Source organism: Gemmiger formicilis, from assembly GCF_016900095.1.
Classification (GTDB): domain Bacteria; phylum Bacillota; class Clostridia; order Oscillospirales; family Ruminococcaceae; genus Gemmiger; species Gemmiger formicilis_A.
The window spans coordinates 13,161-30,861 of sequence record NZ_JACJJP010000018.1 but is presented as its reverse complement, the minus strand read 5'-3'; the positions used below and the strand labels follow the sequence as shown (position 1 = coordinate 30,861).

At 62.9% G+C, this 17,701-nt stretch carries 18 protein-coding genes; all 18 read left to right on the top strand.

The features are described from left to right. Positions 1-16 precede the first annotated feature (16 nt). Positions 17-1,138: an N-acetyl sugar amidotransferase gene (locus tag H6B15_RS09615; protein ID WP_204647770.1), complete on the top strand. Its 1,122-nt coding sequence runs from the start codon at positions 17-19 to the stop codon at positions 1,136-1,138. Positions 1,139-1,274: 136 nt separating this feature from the next. Beyond that, a complete protein-coding gene (locus H6B15_RS09610) occupies positions 1,275-2,834 on the top strand; it encodes an O-antigen ligase family protein (protein ID WP_204647769.1) in 1,560 nt (519 codons plus the stop codon). Positions 2,835-2,992: 158 nt separating this feature from the next. Beyond that, complete coding sequence (locus H6B15_RS09605) at positions 2,993-3,862, top strand: hypothetical protein (protein ID WP_204647768.1); 870 nt, start codon at positions 2,993-2,995, stop codon at positions 3,860-3,862. A 35-nt stretch (positions 3,863-3,897) separates the two neighbouring features. Beyond that, the gene (locus H6B15_RS09600) at positions 3,898-4,581 is read left to right on the top strand and encodes a class D sortase (protein WP_204647767.1); all 684 of its coding nucleotides are present in this window, start codon (positions 3,898-3,900) and stop codon (positions 4,579-4,581) included. Further along, positions 4,578-5,438, top strand: coding sequence for a hypothetical protein (locus H6B15_RS09595; RefSeq protein ID WP_204647766.1), 861 nt, complete (start codon positions 4,578-4,580; stop codon positions 5,436-5,438). The genes H6B15_RS09600 and H6B15_RS09595 overlap by 4 nt, the downstream gene beginning before the upstream one ends. 16 nt (positions 5,439-5,454) lie before the next feature. Then, the gene (locus tag H6B15_RS09590; RefSeq protein ID WP_204647765.1) at positions 5,455-5,757 is read left to right on the top strand and encodes a Dabb family protein; all 303 of its coding nucleotides are present in this window, start codon (positions 5,455-5,457) and stop codon (positions 5,755-5,757) included. 20 nt (positions 5,758-5,777) lie between these two features. After that, positions 5,778-6,182, top strand: coding sequence for a hypothetical protein (locus H6B15_RS09585; protein WP_204647764.1), 405 nt, complete (start codon positions 5,778-5,780; stop codon positions 6,180-6,182). A 131-nt stretch (positions 6,183-6,313) separates the two neighbouring features. After that, positions 6,314-7,687 carry an N-acetyl sugar amidotransferase gene (locus H6B15_RS09580; RefSeq protein WP_204647763.1) on the top strand — a complete coding sequence of 458 codons (1,374 nt, stop codon included), beginning with the start codon at positions 6,314-6,316 and terminating at the stop codon, positions 7,685-7,687. Positions 7,688-7,702: 15 nt separating this feature from the next. Further along, positions 7,703-8,476: an imidazole glycerol phosphate synthase subunit HisF gene (gene hisF, locus H6B15_RS09575; protein WP_204647762.1), complete on the top strand. Its 774-nt coding sequence runs from the start codon at positions 7,703-7,705 to the stop codon at positions 8,474-8,476. Further along, positions 8,473-9,129 carry an imidazole glycerol phosphate synthase subunit HisH gene (gene hisH, locus H6B15_RS09570; protein WP_204647761.1) on the top strand — a complete coding sequence of 219 codons (657 nt, stop codon included), beginning with the start codon at positions 8,473-8,475 and terminating at the stop codon, positions 9,127-9,129. The genes hisF and hisH overlap by 4 nt, the downstream gene beginning before the upstream one ends. A gap of 161 nt (positions 9,130-9,290) precedes the next feature. Next, positions 9,291-9,917: an AAA family ATPase gene (locus H6B15_RS09565; RefSeq protein ID WP_204647760.1), complete on the top strand. Its 627-nt coding sequence runs from the start codon at positions 9,291-9,293 to the stop codon at positions 9,915-9,917. Positions 9,918-10,120: 203 nt separating this feature from the next. Further along, entirely contained in the window at positions 10,121-11,044 is a 924-nt protein-coding gene (locus H6B15_RS09560) for a sugar nucleotide-binding protein (RefSeq protein WP_204647759.1), read from the top strand. Positions 11,045-11,057: 13 nt separating this feature from the next. Beyond that, positions 11,058-11,849, top strand: a complete 792-nt coding sequence (locus H6B15_RS09555; RefSeq protein ID WP_204647758.1) for a sugar phosphate isomerase/epimerase family protein — start codon at positions 11,058-11,060, stop codon at positions 11,847-11,849. Continuing rightward, positions 11,849-12,628: a glycosyltransferase family 2 protein gene (locus tag H6B15_RS09550; RefSeq protein WP_204647757.1), complete on the top strand. Its 780-nt coding sequence runs from the start codon at positions 11,849-11,851 to the stop codon at positions 12,626-12,628. The genes H6B15_RS09555 and H6B15_RS09550 overlap by 1 nt, the downstream gene beginning before the upstream one ends. Before the next feature lie 46 nt (positions 12,629-12,674). Continuing rightward, positions 12,675-13,793 (top strand): FAD-dependent oxidoreductase, encoded by a 1,119-nt coding sequence (locus H6B15_RS09545; RefSeq protein ID WP_204647756.1) that lies wholly within the window; start codon positions 12,675-12,677, stop codon positions 13,791-13,793. Beyond that, positions 13,790-14,725, top strand: a complete 936-nt coding sequence (locus H6B15_RS09540; RefSeq protein WP_204647755.1) for a glycosyltransferase — start codon at positions 13,790-13,792, stop codon at positions 14,723-14,725. Before H6B15_RS09545 ends, H6B15_RS09540 begins: the two co-directional genes overlap by 4 nt. A gap of 33 nt (positions 14,726-14,758) precedes the next feature. Beyond that, a complete protein-coding gene (locus H6B15_RS09535) occupies positions 14,759-16,465 on the top strand; it encodes a hypothetical protein (protein ID WP_204647754.1) in 1,707 nt (568 codons plus the stop codon). Then, entirely contained in the window at positions 16,452-17,687 is a 1,236-nt protein-coding gene (locus H6B15_RS09530; RefSeq protein ID WP_430661839.1) for an NAD(P)/FAD-dependent oxidoreductase, read from the top strand. Before H6B15_RS09535 ends, H6B15_RS09530 begins: the two co-directional genes overlap by 14 nt. The last annotated feature ends 14 nt before the right edge of the window (positions 17,688-17,701 follow it).

Here is a 17,701-nt window from a genome sequence, read left to right as displayed (position 1 = left end):
TCAGAAGGAGAACACCATGCGTTATTGCAAAAAGTGCACCATGCCGGACACCCGTCCCGGCATTACCTTTGACGCCGAAGGCGTCTGCAGCGCCTGCCGCCATTATGAGCACCGCAAGGATGTGGACTGGGATGCCCGCTTCAAGGAATTCGAAAAATTCTGCGATAAGTACCGCGGCATGAACGGCCCCGGCGGCTACGACTGCGCGGTGGCGGTCTCCGGTGGCAAGGACAGCCATTTCCAGGTCTGGATGCTCAAGGAAGTCATGCACATGAACCCCATCCTGTTCAGTGTGGAGGACAACTTCCCCATGACCCAGGCGGGTATCCACAACCTCAAGAATATCAGCGAGGAATTCGGCTGCACCATCATCAGCTGCAAGCCCAACATCAAGGTCCAGAAGGTCCTGATGCGCAAATTCTTTGAAAAGTACGGCAAGCCCACCTGGTATGTGGACCGGCTGATCTACACCTTCCCCCTGCACATGGCGGCCAAGTTCAACACCCCCATGCTCTGCTACGGCGAGAACGTCAGCTTTGAGTACGGCGGCAACGCCGACCAGGAGACCTACTCCGCCATGGACCAGATCGAGAACGGCGTGGCCGTGGGCATGCCCATGGAGGAGCTGCTGGGCGACGGCGTCACCGAGAAGGACCTGAGCCTGACCCTGGCCCCCTCCGCCGAGGAGCGCGCCAAGCTGGATCCCTTCTACCTGAGCTATTTTGTGCCCTGGAACAGCTACAAGAACTACCAGATCGCCAAGGCCCACGGCTTCCACGACCTGACCCATGAGTGGGACCGCACCCACCATGCGGAAAACTTCGACCAGATCGATTCCCGCGCCTACCTGGTGCACTCCTGGCTGAAGTATCCCAAGTTCGGCCACGCCGCCGCCACCGACTACACCGCCCGCTATATCCGCTACGGCATGATGACCCGGGACGAGGCCGTCAAGATCATCAAGGAGCGGGACGGCAAGCTGGACCCGCTGTGCGTGCGGGATTTCTGCGATTTCTGCGGCTACACCGAAAGCGAATTCTGGGCCATCATGGACAAGTTCTACAACCGTGACCTGTTCGAGAAGAACGAGTACGGCGAGTGGGTCCTGAAGCATCCCATCTGGGAAGAAAAGGCCTGAGCCCGGCGGTCTGTGCCGGTTCCGTTCTGATGCAGTAACGCCATGGCGGCCGTGCCGCCGGGCATCCGCCCCGTGTGACCGCTTTGCCGGCCGCACGGGATATTTTTAGGCAACGTCCGCCCAAGGAGTGAAGTAAATGCGCTACCAAGCCATGAAACTGCCTTCCCATCCCGCCAGCCTCTGGGCCGACGCCCTGGCCCTGGCGCTGGCGGTGTCCCTGCCGCTGTTCATGCCCAACGGGTATGTGGCGCTCATCGGCGAAAAATTCGGCCTGCTGCTGGCCTGCACCCTGGTGGGCACCGCGGCGGTGCTGGTCAGCCTGCTGGCGGTGCGCACCCGCAGGGGCATGAACCCGGCGTCCCCGGCCTGGCTGTGGCCGGTGGGGCTTTGCGCCTCCTACGCGGTGGCCTGGTGGATGGCCGATGACCGGTATACGGCGTTCTGGGGGCTGAGCGGGCGCAAGAACGGCCTGCTCATGCTGCTGGTGTGCACGCTGGTGTATCTGCTGGTGTCGGCCTTTGCCACGGCGGACGGCACCGAGCTGCTGCTGGGCGCTCTGACCGCCACCGGGGTGGCGGTGACCGGCATCAGCTGGCTGAACTACTGGATGCTGGACCCCCTGGATGCCTACTATACCTTCCTGCCGGGGGTGGGGGAGCTCTTCCTGGGCACCATGGGCAACATCAACTTTTACGGAGCACTGCTCTGCCTGTGCGTGCCCCTGGCCGCGGCGGCCTATCTGCGCAAGGGCGGCGGCCGCCGGCACTGGCGGTACGTAGTGGTGCTGGTGCTGTGCAGCGGCCTGATTCCCGCCGGCAGCGACGGCGCCTGGCTGGGCACCGCCGCAGCGGTGGGGGTACTGTGCTGTACCCGCCGCACCACCGCCCGCACCCTGTCCCGGCTCTTCCGCCTGGGAGCGGGGCTGCTGGCCTGTGGGGTACTTACCGGCCTGCTTGCCCGTGTGTGGCCGGTGCGCAACGCCCTGCGCACCATCTCGGCGGTGCTGGCCAGCCCCCTCATGCTGCTGCCGCTGGTGCTGTGCCTGCTGGCGGCCCGGGGCCTGGCGCGCCTGGGGGACCGCCCGGCGGTGCGCCCCGCCCGCGTGGCGGCCGGGGTGATCGTGCTGGCGGGGCTGGGGGCGGTGCTGGCTGCCAACCTGCTGCCCGCCTGCCCGGGTTTTCTGTCGGCGTTGCATTTTGACGAGCGCTGGGGTGCCAACCGGGGGTATGCCTGGCAGCGGCTGTGGGTCATCTACACCCAGGACCTGAGCCTGCCCCAGATGCTCTTCGGGCTGGGTGGGGATGCGGTTTCGGCCCGGCTGGCCCCGGACATCGAATCCATCCGGTACATGATCCTTCTCAACGGCGAAACCTTCGATTCCGCCCACAACGAGTTTTTGCAGCACCTGGTGTGCGGCGGTGTGGTGGGCCTTGCGTGCTGGTGTGGCTTTCTGGCGGCGGCGGTCCGGCGCGGACTGCGCGCCCGCCCGGCGGTGGCCGCGGCTCTGGTGGGGTATGCGGTGCAGTCCTTCTTCAGCATCAGTATGCCGGGGGCCCTGCCCCTGGTGTTTGTGCTGGCCGGGGTAGCCGGGCTGGACCGGGGGCATCCCTGGCACGGCGCCGGATGGCGCGCGGGGGCGGCCTGCGTGCTGTTTCTGGCGGCGCTGGTGTGCAAACCCTATCTCCCTGTTTCTTAAACAGGAAATGGTATCGGATATGCAAAAGCGGGGCAAATTTATGAAAAAATTGTTGCTGACAAGAATTGACATTAAAAAATAATAGGTGTATGATTGATACTAGTTTCGAATTTGTAAACAATTCCCCTGTGCAATAAGAAAGAAAGGAAAGTATCAACATGCAGATGAAGAAGATCGTATCCGTTGTTGCGGCTGCCGCCATGGCCGCTGCGTTCTGTGTTCCGGCCTATGCTGCTACCCCCGGCGAAGTAGCCGGTGACCTGGCCCAGCAGGTTCTGGACCTGACCGCCGAAGATTGGTCCGGCAACAAGGCTGCCGCCACCGAGAAGATGAGCGAACTGACCGCCCAGGTCAAGAGCGATTCCGCCATTACCATCACCCAGAAGATGAACAACGCCGCTCTGTCCTACTTTGACGCCGCCGAAAACAACGGCGACAGCGTTATTTCCAAGTCTGTGGGCGTGGAAAAGCGCTACGGCACCGGCATGGTCTACCGCAAGGATGCGGATGCCAGCGATCTGACCGTGAACAACTTTGGCTACGATGGTCAGGGCGTCATCACCGTGGATGCCACCGAGGGCGGCACTTCTTCTGATTGCGGTTACGCCATCTCCGTCACCCTGCCTGCCGACGGCGACAACAATTATTACTACAATGTTTCCATGCAGGACGGCCAGCAGGTCGATGTCACTGTTCCCGTCACCTCTTATGTGGATGAAAACGGTCAGCAGCTCGACATGATCACCTTCTGGGCTCCCCACTTCACCACCTACGTGCTGACTCCTGTCAACGTGAACCAGAATCAGGGCGGCGAACAGCAGACCGTGACTTCGGATGATTCTTCCAGCTCTTCTTCCGATGAGAGCACCGCTGCTTCTACCACTGCCACCACCGCCACCGTGGCCGAAAACCCGATCAAGGCCACCGGCGTTTCCATGAACCTGTCCGTCTTCGCCGTTGTTGCCTGCGCGGCTGTGGCTGCCTGCGGCGCCGGTGTTGCGGTCAAGAAGTCCCACAAGGGTGAGTGATTCATCCATAACAGCAAGGTGAGGAGCTTGGCAAAATGAGGAAACAACATTCTCAGGCCGCCGCTTCCGAACAGAAATCCGGCAAGGGGAAGAAACTGCTTCTTCCCCTTGCTTTTTCTGTTGTGGCGCTGGCGGTCCTGCTGGTGGTCATGGTGCCGGTGGTCTCCCAGCTGCGCCCGGCGGTGTCCTCCTCCGGTCTGCCGGAGGAAGCCTCCATCCCGCTGCTGGCCACCCCCGTGCCCCAACAGACCGAAGAGCCCCAGCAGACCACGGTGGATCTGGAAGCCTACCCGGAAGCCGGCGACCTGCTGGGACATCTGACGGTCAGCGGCACCACCGTGGACTGCGACGTGTATTACGGCGACAGCGAAAGCGAATTCAAGAAGGGCGCCGGCGTGTACAAGGGCGCCCACATCCCCGGCGAGGGCGGCACCATCCTGATGGGGGCGCACACCAACACCTATTTCCGGGATTTTGAGAGCGCCCAGATCGGGGCCGACGTGACCTTCACCACCGATTACGGCGAATACCACTACACCATCACCGACATGAAGGTGGCCACCGATACCGACACCACCGCCTACGACCTGGATGCCGACCGGGAAAACCTGATCATGTATACCTGCTATCCCTTCGGCACCCTGCAGTATACCGACCAACGGTATTTCATCTATTGCGACTATGTCAGCGGCCCCACCGTGGAGCCGCAACAGCCATGAAGGCCCGGCGCGGCTGGGCCGCGCCCCTGACCCAGTGTCTGGCCTGTGTGGCCGGGTGCCTGCTGGCGCTGCTGGCGGCCCTCAGCCTGACCCTGTTCCGGGAAGGGTACTACATCCACAAACTGGAAAAAAGTGATTGTCTGTCCGCCATCACCGAAAACATCCTCCAGGCCGGGCAGAAGGTGGCCCAGACCGCCGGTCTGCGCCAGGACATTCTGGATTCCCTGGTCACCCAGGAGGATGTGCGGGTGGCGGTGCTGCGCCGCACCGACGAAATCTGGCACGGGTCCACCACCCAGCCCGATTCTCCCTACACCGACGTGGTGACCTATTTACAGGATACGGTGAGCGCCGAAACCGGGGAGATGTGGGAGGAGGACGACCTCAACCTGTACAACAGCATCCGGGCTGTCTGCGACGATATGTGGCGCAGCAACGCGGTGCCGCCCCTGGCCAATGGGCTCAATCTTCTCATGCAGTACCGCCGGGTGACCACCCCGCTGACCATCGTGCTGGTGGCTGTGCTGCTGGTCTGCCTGTGGCTGCAGGTGCCCTTGTGCCGCAGCTGGCGGCAGCTGGCCGGGGCGCTGTACACCATCGGCGGGGGCATCGTGCTGGGGGCCGTGCTGGGCCTGATCGCGGTGCAGCTCTCCGGCTGGCAGGGCTGGATGCCCGCCGCCGACCCCGCCTACGCCTTGTACAAATCCTGGTTTGGAGGTTTCGCCCCGGTGCTGGCGGCTTGCGGCAGCGGCATCGCCGGGTTGGTGTGGCTGGTGGGGCTGCTGCCCTACACCATGGCCCTGCGCACCGAAAAGGCCAGACGCAAAAAGAAAGCGCCCGCTGCGGGCAACCAATAAAAAAGGAGACATTCCCATGGTCAAGCATATCATTCTGTGGCAGCTCAAACCCGAACTGACCGACGCCGAAAAGGCGGAAATCAAGGCCGGCATCAAGGCCGGGCTGGAAGGCCTGGCCGGGCAGATCCCCGGCCTGGTGGACATCCACGTGCAGACCGAAGGCCTGCCCTCCTCCAACGCCGATGTGATGCTGGATTCCACCTTCACCGATGAAGCCGCCCTCAAGGGCTACGCGGTCCACCCTGCCCATGTGGCGGTGGCTGACGGTAAGGTCCGCCCCTACACCGCCACCCGCACCTGCCTGGATTACGAGGTGTGACCATCGGGAAGGAACGCCCCATGAAAACAGGGATCAGACGATTCTGGCTGCCGCTGGCCATGCTGGCGGTGCTGGTGGGCTGGAGCCTTTTTGCCGCCCGGACCAGCCGGGGCGTCTCGTCGGTCATTGCCCTGTTCTGCACCGCCACCGACTATGAGCCCGGACCGCAGCGGAATGTGCTGACCATCTGCACCGACAGCGAGCCGGGGTATACGCTGCGGGTTTCGGTCACCGACCCGGCCCTGCGGCAAAAACTGGCAGAAACAGAGCTGCAAACCATCATCGGGGTGCAGATGGCCCTGGAAATTCCCCCGGAGGTGGTGCGGAAACAGCACCTGGACCCGGAAAATTTCCCGATGTTTGACCAGCTGGCCACCGGCTGGTGGGACGAGTACCTGACTTTGCAGGATGTGTTCTGCCGGTAAGCCTCTTGCAAACCATTTCCCGGTATGGTATAATCTCCAATATCTGAGCAAGGCAAAGGCGCCGTGCACGCAGGTTTATTCTGTGTGCGCGGCGTCTTTTTTGATTGGTGGAAGAAAGGAAGGAACCTTTTATGGAAAAACTGCCTCGCAATGTTGAAATTGATTATTCCAAATACGCCCCGGACATTCCCGAAGACCAGCTGGAAACCTACTACGGCCTGCCCCAGAAGGTGCAGTTCTGCAAGGAATGCGTCATGAGCAACCAGAAGCCCAACTCCTGCTACGAGTTTGAGCACACCATCCATTCCATCAAGAAGACCATGGTCATCCAGGACGACGGTGTCTGCGATGCCTGCCATGCCTGCCACAACAAGGCCAACGGCCACATCGACTGGGCCCTGCGGGAGAAGGAACTGCGGGAACTGTGCGATGAGTACCGCAAGAACGACGGTTCCTACGACTGTCTGGTTCCCGGTTCCGGCGGCAAGGACAGCTTCTACGCCGCCCATCTGCTCAAGTACAAGTATGGTATGCACCCGCTGACCGTGACCTGGGCGCCTCACATCTACACCCCCTGGGGCTGGGACAACATGCAGGCCTGGATTCATGCGGGCTTTGACAACTACCTGTGCACCCCCAACGGCATGACCCATCGTCTGCTCACCCGCCTTGCCACCGAGAATCTTTTCCATCCCTTCCAGCCCTTCATCCTGGGCCAGAAGCAGCTGGCCCCCAAGATGGCGGCCAAGTTCGGCATCCCCCTGGTGTTTTACGGCGAGAACGAAGCCGAGTTCGGCAACCCCATCGCCGACAACAACTCCGCTTTGCGGGACGAGCACTTCTTTGCGGTCAACGACTACGACCACATCTATCTGGGCGGCGTGAGCCTGCGCCAGCTGGAAGAAGACTACAAGATCGACAAGGCCGACCTGGCCATCTATCTGCCCTCCGAGACCTCCAACCTGGAGAAAAATCACGTGCAGGTGCGGTATCTGGGCTATTACGAAAAGTGGCATCCCCAGGGAGCCTACTACTACTCTGTGGAGCACGGCGGCTTCCGTCCCGCCCCGGAACGCACCCAGGGCACCTACTCCAAGTACAACTCCATCGACGACAAGATCGACGATTTCTTCTACTACACCACCTACATCAAGTACGGCATCGGCCGCACCACCTACGACGCCGCCCAGGAGATCCGCAACGGCGAGATCACCCTGGACGAGGGCAAGGCACTGTGCAAGAAGTTCGACGGCGAATACCCCGACCGCTTCGAGAAGGAAATCTTCAAGTATCTGTCCATCGACAAAAAGCACTTCCCCTGGGCCAGCCAGCTGTTCGAACAGCCCCGCATGGACCGCGACTACTTCATGCACCTGGCCGACCGGTTCCGCTCTCCCCATATCTGGAAGTACGAGGACGGCATGTGGAAGCTGCGCCACACCCCCTACGAGGGCGACAGCGAAGTGCTGTGGGGCGACCCCAAGGGCACCCATCACGAACAGTAATACAGGGAGCATACCATGGAACAAGGGCATAAAAAAATTCGGCTCATCGCCCGGCTGGATGTGAAGGACGAAAACCTGGTCAAGGGCATCCAGCTGGAAGGCCTGCGCAAGCTGGGCAACCCCAACGACTTTGCCCGCCGCTACTACGAGCAGGGCATTGATGAGCTGCTGTACATCGACATTGTGGCCAGCCTGTACAACCGCAACAACCTGTCGGGCATTGTCCGCCGCACGGTGGATGAGGTGTATATCCCGGTGTGTGTGGGCGGCGGTCTGCGCAGCGTGGAGGACGTGCGCTCCATTCTGTCCATGGGCGCCGACAAGGTGGCCGTGAACACCGCGGCGGTCAAGCGCCCCGAACTCATCACCGAGATCGCCAAGGCCTTCGGCAGCCAGTGCATGGTGTTGTCCATCCAGGCCAAGCGCAGCCACACCATGCCCAGCGGCTGGGAAGCCTACTATGACAACGGCCGGGCCCATTCCGGCTACGACGTGGTGGAGTGGGCCAAGCGGGGCCAGGAACTGGGGGCAGGGGAGATCCTGCTCACCAGCGTGGACTGCGAGGGCCTGCGGGACGGCATGGACCTGGACCTGATCCGCGCCGTGACCGGGGCGGTCACCGTGCCGGTGATCTGCGGCGGCGGTGTGGGCTGCGGGGACGACATCGTGGACGCCGCCGAAGCCGGCGCCGATGCCGTGGCCTGCGCTTCGGTGCTGCACTACAACCAGGAAACCGTCCAGGAACTGAAAGAGGAAATCCGCGCAGGCGGGGTGGAGGTGCGCGCATGAAAGTGACCATCATTGACTACGGTCTGTCCAACCTGCTCAGCGTGCAGCATGCCTTTGCCCATTTCGGGGCCGAGGTCTGCCTGACCAACCGCCCGGAGGATGTGCTGGCCGCCCAGCTGCTGGTGCTGCCCGGTGTGGGCGCCTTTCAGGACGGCATGGCCGGGCTGGAACGCCTGGGCCTCATCGAGCCCATCCGCCAGAAGGCGAAGGAGGGCACTCCGCTGCTGGGCATCTGCCTGGGTATGCAGATGCTCTTTGACGAGTCGGAGGAGTTCGGCGTGCACAAGGGCCTGGGGCTCATTCCCGGCCGGGTGGTGCGCATCCCCGACACCGATGCCGACGGCCACCCCCAGCGGGTGCCCCACATCAGCTGGCAGGGTCTGATCCCCGCCGAACACCTGGACCCGGAAACCGGCTTTGCGGGCACCGCCCTGGCCGGGGTGCACCCGGGGCAGGAATGCTATTTCATTCATAGCTATGAGGCAAAACCGGCGGCACAGGAATACCGTCTGGCCGATACCGTCTACGGCGGCCGGCGCATCTGCGCGGCGGCTGCCTGCGGGTCGGTGCTGGGGGTGCAGTTTCACCCCGAAAAGTCCGGCCCGGTGGGGTTGGAAATTCTGCGTGCTTTCGCCAATCTGCCGAATGTGTGAGTTTTTGGGTGGGTTTTACCGCAATTTTACGCAACAAAAATCCAGAAAAGAGAAAAAATCGGCGTTCTATCCATTCACAAACGGGTGTATTTGTTGTATAATCAGCTAGCAGTTAAAAAATTAACCGCCTGCGTGACAACGAACAGAAAGGGTGTCTCCGTTTGAAAAAACTGATCCTGGTCACAAGCCCGCCGGCTTGCGGCAAGACCTTTATTTCCCGCCAGCTGGCGGCCGCACTCAAGCATGTGGTGTATCTGGACAAAGACACCCTGATCCCGCTGTCCAAGCAGATCTTTGCGGTGGCCCATCAGCCCTACGACCGCAGCAGCATCTTCTTTGAAAAGTATATCCGGGACCTGGAATATCAGGTCACCCTGGACCTGGCCATGGAAGCGCTGCTCTACGACGACATCGTGCTGATCAACGCGCCTTTCACCCAGGAGATCCGGGACAACGAATATATTGCCAACCTGCGCAAGGAACTGGCCAAGAAGGAAGCCGAACTGGTGGTCATCTGGGTGGATACCGACCCCGAAGTCTGCCACCAGCGGATGATCGACCGGGCCAGCGACCGGGATATCTGGAAGCTGAACCACTGGGACGAGTACATCCTGGGCGTCAACTTTGAGCCCCCCACGAATCTGAAACTGGAAAACCAGCCCGATTCTTTGCTGATCTTCCACAATTCTTCGGACGAGGAATTCCAGCAGAGCATGACCGAGATCGTGGCCCAGCTGGAAGCGTCGGTGAAAAAAGGCCGCCGCCCCCGCACGCCCCGCCGTCTGTGACGGATGCAACCACAACCCTATAGCATTTTTCCGGCAGCTTGCCGGTCCCCCGGGACCGCGCAAACTGCCGGTTTGTTTTTTCCTGGGCGGAAAAAGCGCTGGGCCGCAAAATCCCCCGGGCCCGGGCATTGCTTTTTGCGACGGGAACCACTATAATGTATCTTGTACAAATGTGCAATTCTGCTGCATACGGGAGGATGACCATGTCCAAGGATCTTCTGGTGGGTTCCACCGGCTTTGTGGGGGGCAACCTGATGGCCGCCCACACCTTTGCCGCCGCCTGCCATTCCACTGATATCGCCGCCCAGTACGGCACCGCACCGGACCTGTGCGTTTACGCCGGGGTGCCCGCCGCCATGTTCCTGGCCAACGCCGACCCCGAGGCCGACCTGGCCGTGATGGCCGCCGCCCGGGAAAATCTGCGCAAAATCGCACCCCAAAAGCTGGTGCTCATCTCCTCCATTGCCGTGTATGCCGACAGCCGGGGCAAGGATGAGTCCGACGCCCCCGATTCGGCGGACCTGCCCGCCTACGGCCGCAACCGCCTGCAGCTGGAACGCTGGGTGCGGGAGGATTTCCCCTCGGCCCTCATCGTCCGCCTGCCCGCCTTGTACGGCAAGGGACTGCGGAAAAACTTCCTCTTTGATCTGCACACCATCACCCCGTCCATGCTCCGCCCGGAAAAATACGCCGAGCTGGCCGCCGTCAGCAATCTGGTCAGGACCGGCTACGCTTTGGCGGACAACGGGTTCTATAAGCTGGTGCCGGGGGCGGATGCCGACGCCCTGCGGAATTTTTTCGCTGCCAACGACTTCAACGCCCTGGCCTTCACCGATTCCCGCAGCCGCTACCAGTTCTACAACCTGGGCCGGCTGTGGCAGGACATCCGCAAGGCCCTGGACGCCGGGCTGACCCTGCTCAACCTGACCACCCCGCCGGTCACCGCCGCCGCCGTGTACACCGCCGTCACCGGCCGTACCGGCTGGAAAAACGAGCTGGCCAAACCGCCTTTTGATTATGACCTGCGCAGCCGCCACGCCGATTTGCTGGGCGGCAGGGACGGCTACCTCTGCACCGAGGCGGAGGAGCTGGCCGACATCTGCGCTTTTATGAAAAACTGGAACTGAAAGGGGCTTACCCATGCCTTCCATTCAACTGGCCGTCAGCAACATTGCCTGGAACAAGGCCGACGATGAATTGATCTACACCGCCATGCAGAACGCGGGGTTCACCGGGCTGGAACTGGCCCCCACCCGCATCTTCCCCGAACAGCCCTACGACAACCTGAGCTCCGCCGCCCTCTTCGGCGGGTATCTGCGCAACCGGTGGGGCTTTGCGGTGCCCAGCATGCAAAGCATCTGGTACGGGCAGACCGGCAGCATCTTTGACGATGCCCAGGCCGAGGAACTGCTGGCCTACACCGAGGAAGCCTACAACTTCGCCCATGTGCTCAACTGCCCCAGCCTGGTCTTCGGCTGTCCCAAAAACCGTATGCTGCCCGAAGGCGCCGACCCTGCCAAAGCGGATGCCTTCTTTGACAAGGCGGGCCGCTTGGCCGCCCGGTACGGGGTGCGTCTGGCCATCGAGGCCAACACCACCCGGTACACCAACTTCCTCAACCGCACCGCCGACGCCTTCGCCCTGGTCAAGCGGCTGGACAACCCCGGTCTGGCCGTGAACCTGGACCTGTCCACCGTCATCGAGAACGGGGAGCGGCTGCGGGATTTTATCCCCGACCTGAACTGGATCAGCCATGTGCACATCAGCGAGCCCGGCCTGGAACCCATCCAGCCCCGCCCGGAGCACAAGGAGCTGGCTATGATGCTCAAGGCGGTGGGATACCACGGCTTTGTCTCCATCGAGATGCGCAACCCCGGCGATACCGACAGGGTGCTGCGTGCCATTGACTATATCGCGGAGGTGTTTGCATAATGTCCTTTGACGTTGCCTATACCATCACCGAATTTGCCCCCCGCAGCAGCGACTACTGCCTGCTGATCCCGGTCATCAACGAGGGCGCCCGCATCCTCACCGAGCTGGGCCGCGCCCAGAAAGCCGGGGTGGACAAGATGGCCGACATCATCCTGTGTGACGGCGGCTCCACCGACGGCAGCATGAAGCCGGACACCCTGAAACTCTACGGCGTCAACACCCTGCTGGTCAAAAAGAGCGCCGGGCGGCAGGGTGCCCAGCTGCGCATGGGCCTGCACTTTGCCCTGGCCCGGGGCTACAAGGGCTTTCTGACCATCGACGGCAACAACAAGGATTCCATCGAGGACGTGCCCCGGTTCATCGAAAAGCTGAAAGAGGGCTACGACCTGGTGCAGGGCAGCCGCTTCATCAAGGGCGGCAAGGCCATCAACACCCCCATGGCCCGCTTTTTGGGGGTGCGGCTCATCCATGCCCCCGTCATCAGCGCGGCGGCGGGGCAGTGGTTCACCGACACCACCAACGCCTACCGGGCCTACAGCCGGGAATACCTGACCCACCCCGCCGTGCAGCCCCTGCGCCCCATCTTCATGGGGTATGAGCTGCTGGCCTACCTGAGCATCCGGGCCACCCGCCTGGGCCTGAAAGCCTGCGAAGTCCCGGTCACCCGGGCTTACCCCGCCAGCGGCCGCACCCCCACCAAGATCAGCGGCTTCAAGGGCAACAGCGACCTGCTCAAGGTGCTGTTTGCCGCCGCCACGGGAAAATACGATCCGAAGTAAAAACCGATAATATACAAATTGTATATTGTGTGAGAAGGAATCCGCCATGAACTACGACAAGATCATTCTGGGTGCGGGGCTGTACGGCCTGTACGCGGCCCAGAAATGCGGCGCCGCGGGCCAGCGGGTGCTGGTACTGGAGCGGGACCCCGCCCCTTTCATGCGGGCCACCTACATCAACCAGGCCCGGGTGCATATGGGGTACCACTATCCCCGCAGCTACTCCACCGCCATCAAGAGCGCCCACTATTTTCAGCGCTTCTGCCGGGATTACGGTTTCTGTCTGCACACGGAATTTGATCAGGTCTACGCCACCAGCGCCCATTTTTCCTGGACCGATGCGGCGGCCTTCCGGCGGTTCTGTGCCGCGGCGGGCATCCGCTGCGACGATGTGCCCCCCACCCGGTATTTCAACCCCGGCCTGTGCGACGGGGCCTTCCTGACCACCGAGTACACCTACGACGCCCAGGTGCTGAAACGCTGGTTCCTGGAACAGCTGGCCAAGCTGCCCAATGTGACCATCCTGTACAGCCACAAGCCGGATTCCATCCGGGAACACGGGGATGTGTGGCAGGTGACGGCGGGGGAGGTCAAGGCCGAAGCCCCCTTCCTGCTCAACGCCACCTATGCGGGGGTCAATGATGTGCACGCCATGCTGGGGCTGCCGCCCTTCCAGATCAAGTACGAAAAGTGCGAGATGATCCTGTGTGAGGTGGCCGAACCCTTGAAGAATGTGGGCATCACCGTCATGGACGGGCCCTTCTTCAGCCTGATGCCCTTCGGCCAGACCGGGCTGCACAGCCTGACCAGCGTGACCTTCACCCCCCACGAGACCAGCTACGATTCGGTGGCCACCTTCCCCTGCCAGCAGCGCAGCGAGGGCCGCTGTGCCCCGGGCAACCTGTTCAACTGCAACGAGTGCCCGGCCAAACCGGAATCCGCCTGGCCCTACATGAGCCAGCTGGCCCGCAAGTACCTGAAAGAGGAGTACGGCTTCACCTACAAGACCAGTCTGTTCAGCATGAAGCCCATCCTGAAAGCCAGCGAGATCGACGATTCCCGCCCCACGGTGGTGCGGGTGATGCACAAGGCCCCCACCATGATCAGCGTGCTCTCGGGCAAGATCAACACCGTCTACGATTTGGATGAGGTATTGGACCTATGAACCAGGAATCTCTGAGCGAAAAGCTCAACAAAGAAAAAAATTTCATCTCGGCGGTGGTGTATCTGCGGGGGGATACCGACCGCACCCTTCGCTTTTTCAAGACCCTGACCGCCGAATTGGAAGCCCACTTTGCCCAGTATGAGCTGGTGGCGGTGGACGACGCCGCCGACCAATCGGTGGTGAACGCTCTGCGCACCTGGGCCGCCGACCTGCCCAAACCCCTGACCATCCTGCACATGAGCCTGCACCAGGGGCTGGAACCGGCCATGAACGCCGGTCTGGACGCCGCCATCGGGGACTATGTCTATGAGTTCGACTCCACCGAGATGCCCTACGACGCCTCCCTGATCTTTGAGGCCTACCGCACCGCCCAGAAGGGCAGCGATATCGTCTCGGTCTGCCCCCGGCAGACCCGGGGCGGCAGCGGATTGTTCTACCGCATCTTCAACGCCAACTCCCACAGCGCCTACCGCCTGCGCACCGACGCCTTCCGCCTGGTCACCCGGCGGGCCATCAACCGGGTGCACGCGTCCAGCGCCCACCTGCCTTACCGCAAGGCGGCCTATGCGGCGTCGGGGCTGAAAATGACCGACCTGGAGTTTGACGGCCGCCTGACCGACAAGCCCGCCGGCCGGTTCGCCCTGGCCGCCGACAGCCTGGCCCTGTACACCGACGCCGGGTTCCGCCTCAGCGCCGGCATCGCCCTGGCCATGATGGTGCTGGCCCTGGCCGAACTGGCCTACACCTTTCTCGTCTTCTGCACCGGCCATCCCATCGAGGGCTGGACCACCACCATGTTCGTGCTCACCCTGGGCTTTGCCGGGGTGTTTGCAGTGCTCACCATCATCATCAAGTATCTGTCCCTGCTGGTGGACCTGACCTTCAAACAGCAGAAATACCTGATCGAGAGCATCGAAAAAATCCAGAAGTAAACCGCGCAGTCTGCGCACCCGAAAGGACCCCTCATGCCGTTTCCCCGCCTGAAAAACCGAATCAATCTGTCCCGCCGCGCCTTCTGGGTGTGGGTGGCTGCGCTGGTGCTGGTGCGTCTGGCTCTCACCGGCTTTCAGCAGGCCTACACCTGGGTGGGCGGCGCTCCTTTGGACGACGAACTCATGTTCCGGGCCGCCCGGTCCATCTCGGCCGGGCAGTGGCTGGGGGACTATGACTACCTCACCCTGTCCAAATCCATGTTCTTCCCGGTGTGGCTGGCGTTCCTGAACGCCCTGCACATCCCCTATCTGCTGGGGGGCGTGGGGCTGTGGTGCGCCGCCGCCCTCTTTGCGGCCTTCGCCTTCTCGCCCCTGTGTCAGAAACTGCCCGCCGGGCAGGGCAGGGCCGTCACCCTGGCCCTGTTCGCCGCCCTGGCGTACCTGCCCACCTCCTGGGCCTCCTACACCCTGCGGGTCTACCGGGACAACATCTTTCCGGCCCTCTGCCTATTGGCCTTCGCCGGGTTTTCGGCGGCGGCCCTGCGGGTGCTGCGCACCGACCGCACCCCCCTGTGGCCCTGGCTGCTGGTGGGCGGTTTGGGGCTCACCGCCGGGTATCTGAACCGGGAGGACGCCGGGCTCTTCCTGCTGCCCTTCACCGTCCTGGCCACCCTGGGCATGGCGGGGGTGGCGGTGCGCCGCCACCGCTGGATCCGTCTGCTGGTGCAGCTGCTGCCCTACGCTATGTTGGCCGGGGGCATCGGCATCTTCTGCGCTTTGAACCAGGCCTATTACGGGGTGTTCACCCTCTCCGACTTCTCCGGCGGCGCCTTTGCCGACGCCATGGGCGCCATGAGCCGGGTGTCCACCGACGCCGAGAATCCCATGCTCAGCGTGCCCGCCGACGCCCGACAGAAGCTGTATGCGGCGGTGCCGGAACTGGAATGCCTGTCCTACTGGCTGGAGGAAGACCCCCAGATGATCAACGATTTCCGGGACCCGGAACTGGAAGACTATCGTGCGGGCAGTTTTTACTGGGCAATCCGGCGGGCTGCGCAATACGAGGGCATCTATGACACCGCCGCCGGGGCCGAAGAATACTGGCAGACGGTGGCGGACAAGGTCAACGCCGCCTGTGAGGACGGCACCCTGCCCACCCGCAGCGGGCGGCGCAGCGGCACCACCCAGCCCATCCGGGCCGAGTATGTGCTGCCCACCCTGCAGGAGAGCGTGCGCAGCCTTGGCTGGGTGCTCACCTTCCAGGACTGCGCCCCCTACGAGACCCTGCGTTCCATCGGCACCCCCGAAGACTTTGCTCTGTGGTCCGGGTATCTGCACTGCCTGCTGAACGGCGCCGCCGAGGCGGGCAAGGATACCCCCTACTACAGCCCCAACCAGAAGATCGTCTTCGCTGTGCTGGGCGCCCTGCGCCTGGTGTGGGCCTTCGCCCTGCCGGTGTGCTTTATCCTGGCGGTGCTGTTCTGGCTGCGCGCCCTGCCTGAGCGGGTGCGCGCCGCCCGGAAGTGCTTTACCGCCCTCGTGCCCTGGGCGCTGCAGACCCTGCTTCTCTTCATGGCCGCTTTGCGCTGCGGCATGATCGCCTTTGTGGAGGTGTCCAGCTTCGGCATCGGCACTTCCACCATGTACCTGGCAACGGTGCAGCCGCTGCTGGTGTTGTTCACGGCCCTGAGTTTTGTGTGGGCCATTCAGCAAAGGAGGAACCCCCATGCCGCTGGATGATCTTCTTGTCGTGGGCGGCGGTGCGGCCGGCCTCATGGCTGCCGGGGCCGCCTGTGCCCGGGGAGCCTCGGTCACCGTGCTGGAACACAACCCCAAAGGCCCGGGCCAGAAACTGCTCATCACTGGAAAGGGACGCTGCAACGTTACCAACGATTGCGAACCCCGGGAATTCATGAACTATGTGCGCCGGAACCCCCGGTTCCTCTTTTCCTGCCTCCATGCCTTCCCGCCGGCGGCGGCCATGGAGCTGTTCGAATCCTTGGGCGTGCCCCTCAAGACCGAGCGGGGGCGCCGGGTCTTTCCCCAGAGCGACCGGGCCGCGGATGTGCTGGCCGCCCTGCGGCAGTACGCGGCGGACGCCCGCTTCGTGAAGGCGGACGCCGAAAAGCTGATTCTGGAGGACGGCACCTGCCAGGGCGTGATCGCCGGGGGCAAGACCTACCGGGCCCACCATGTGCTGCTGGCCACCGGCGGGGTGAGCTACCCCGTCACCGGCAGCGACGGCAGCGGCTACCGCCTGGCCGCCCAGGCGGGGCACACCATCGTCAAGCCTCAGCCCAGCCTGTGCAGCCTGGTCTCCCCGGACCCCACCTGCCGCAAACTCATGGGCCTGTCCCTGCGCAACGTCACCCTGACCCTGCTGCGGGACGGCAAGCCTCTCTTCACCGAGCTGGGGGAAGCCCTCTTCACTCATTTCGGCCTGTCCGGGCCGCTGGTGCTCTCCGCCTCCACCTACATCGACGACATCCACGCCCACAAGTTTGTGTGCGAGTTTGACCTGAAACCCGCCCTGGACGAAAAGCAGCTGTACGACCGCCTGACCCGGGATTTTGCGGCCCTGGGCGGACGCAGCGCCCAGGGAGCCCTGGAAAAGCTGCTGCCCCATTCCATGCGCCCGGTGGCGGTGGAAAAATGGGGTGTGGATCCCGCCACCCGGGCCGCCCAGATCACCCGGGACCAGAAGATGGCCCTGGTACGGCTGTGCAAGCACTGGGCGGTGCCGGTCACCGAACTGGGGGACCTGGAACACGCGGTCATCACCGCCGGCGGTGTGGACGTGCGGGAGGTGGACCCCAAGACCATGGCCAGCAAGCTGTGCCCCGGACTGTATTTCGCCGGGGAGATCCTGGACGTGGACGCCCGCACCGGCGGGTACAATCTGCAGATCGCCTGGGCCACCGCCCGGGCTGCGGCCAACGCCATCGCGGAGGCCGACCAATAAAAAGGAGCGTTTTC

Coding starts and splice junctions, on each gene's coding strand:
- H6B15_RS09605 (WP_204647768.1), top strand. CDS start 2,993: ATGCAGATGAAGAAGATCGTATCCGTTGTTGCGGCTGCCGCCATGGCC.
- hisH (WP_204647761.1), top strand. CDS start 8,473: ATGAAAGTGACCATCATTGACTACGGTCTGTCCAACCTGCTCAGCGTG.
- H6B15_RS09545 (WP_204647756.1), top strand. CDS start 12,675: ATGAACTACGACAAGATCATTCTGGGTGCGGGGCTGTACGGCCTGTAC.
- H6B15_RS09535 (WP_204647754.1), top strand. CDS start 14,759: ATGCCGTTTCCCCGCCTGAAAAACCGAATCAATCTGTCCCGCCGCGCC.
- H6B15_RS09540 (WP_204647755.1), top strand. CDS start 13,790: ATGAACCAGGAATCTCTGAGCGAAAAGCTCAACAAAGAAAAAAATTTC.
- H6B15_RS09600 (WP_204647767.1), top strand. CDS start 3,898: ATGAGGAAACAACATTCTCAGGCCGCCGCTTCCGAACAGAAATCCGGC.
- H6B15_RS09530 (WP_430661839.1), top strand. CDS start 16,452: ATGCCGCTGGATGATCTTCTTGTCGTGGGCGGCGGTGCGGCCGGCCTC.
- H6B15_RS09615 (WP_204647770.1), top strand. CDS start 17: ATGCGTTATTGCAAAAAGTGCACCATGCCGGACACCCGTCCCGGCATT.
- H6B15_RS09590 (WP_204647765.1), top strand. CDS start 5,455: ATGGTCAAGCATATCATTCTGTGGCAGCTCAAACCCGAACTGACCGAC.
- H6B15_RS09595 (WP_204647766.1), top strand. CDS start 4,578: ATGAAGGCCCGGCGCGGCTGGGCCGCGCCCCTGACCCAGTGTCTGGCC.
- H6B15_RS09585 (WP_204647764.1), top strand. CDS start 5,778: ATGAAAACAGGGATCAGACGATTCTGGCTGCCGCTGGCCATGCTGGCG.
- H6B15_RS09555 (WP_204647758.1), top strand. CDS start 11,058: ATGCCTTCCATTCAACTGGCCGTCAGCAACATTGCCTGGAACAAGGCC.
- H6B15_RS09580 (WP_204647763.1), top strand. CDS start 6,314: ATGGAAAAACTGCCTCGCAATGTTGAAATTGATTATTCCAAATACGCC.
- H6B15_RS09610 (WP_204647769.1), top strand. CDS start 1,275: ATGCGCTACCAAGCCATGAAACTGCCTTCCCATCCCGCCAGCCTCTGG.
- hisF (WP_204647762.1), top strand. CDS start 7,703: ATGGAACAAGGGCATAAAAAAATTCGGCTCATCGCCCGGCTGGATGTG.
- H6B15_RS09560 (WP_204647759.1), top strand. CDS start 10,121: ATGTCCAAGGATCTTCTGGTGGGTTCCACCGGCTTTGTGGGGGGCAAC.
- H6B15_RS09550 (WP_204647757.1), top strand. CDS start 11,849: ATGTCCTTTGACGTTGCCTATACCATCACCGAATTTGCCCCCCGCAGC.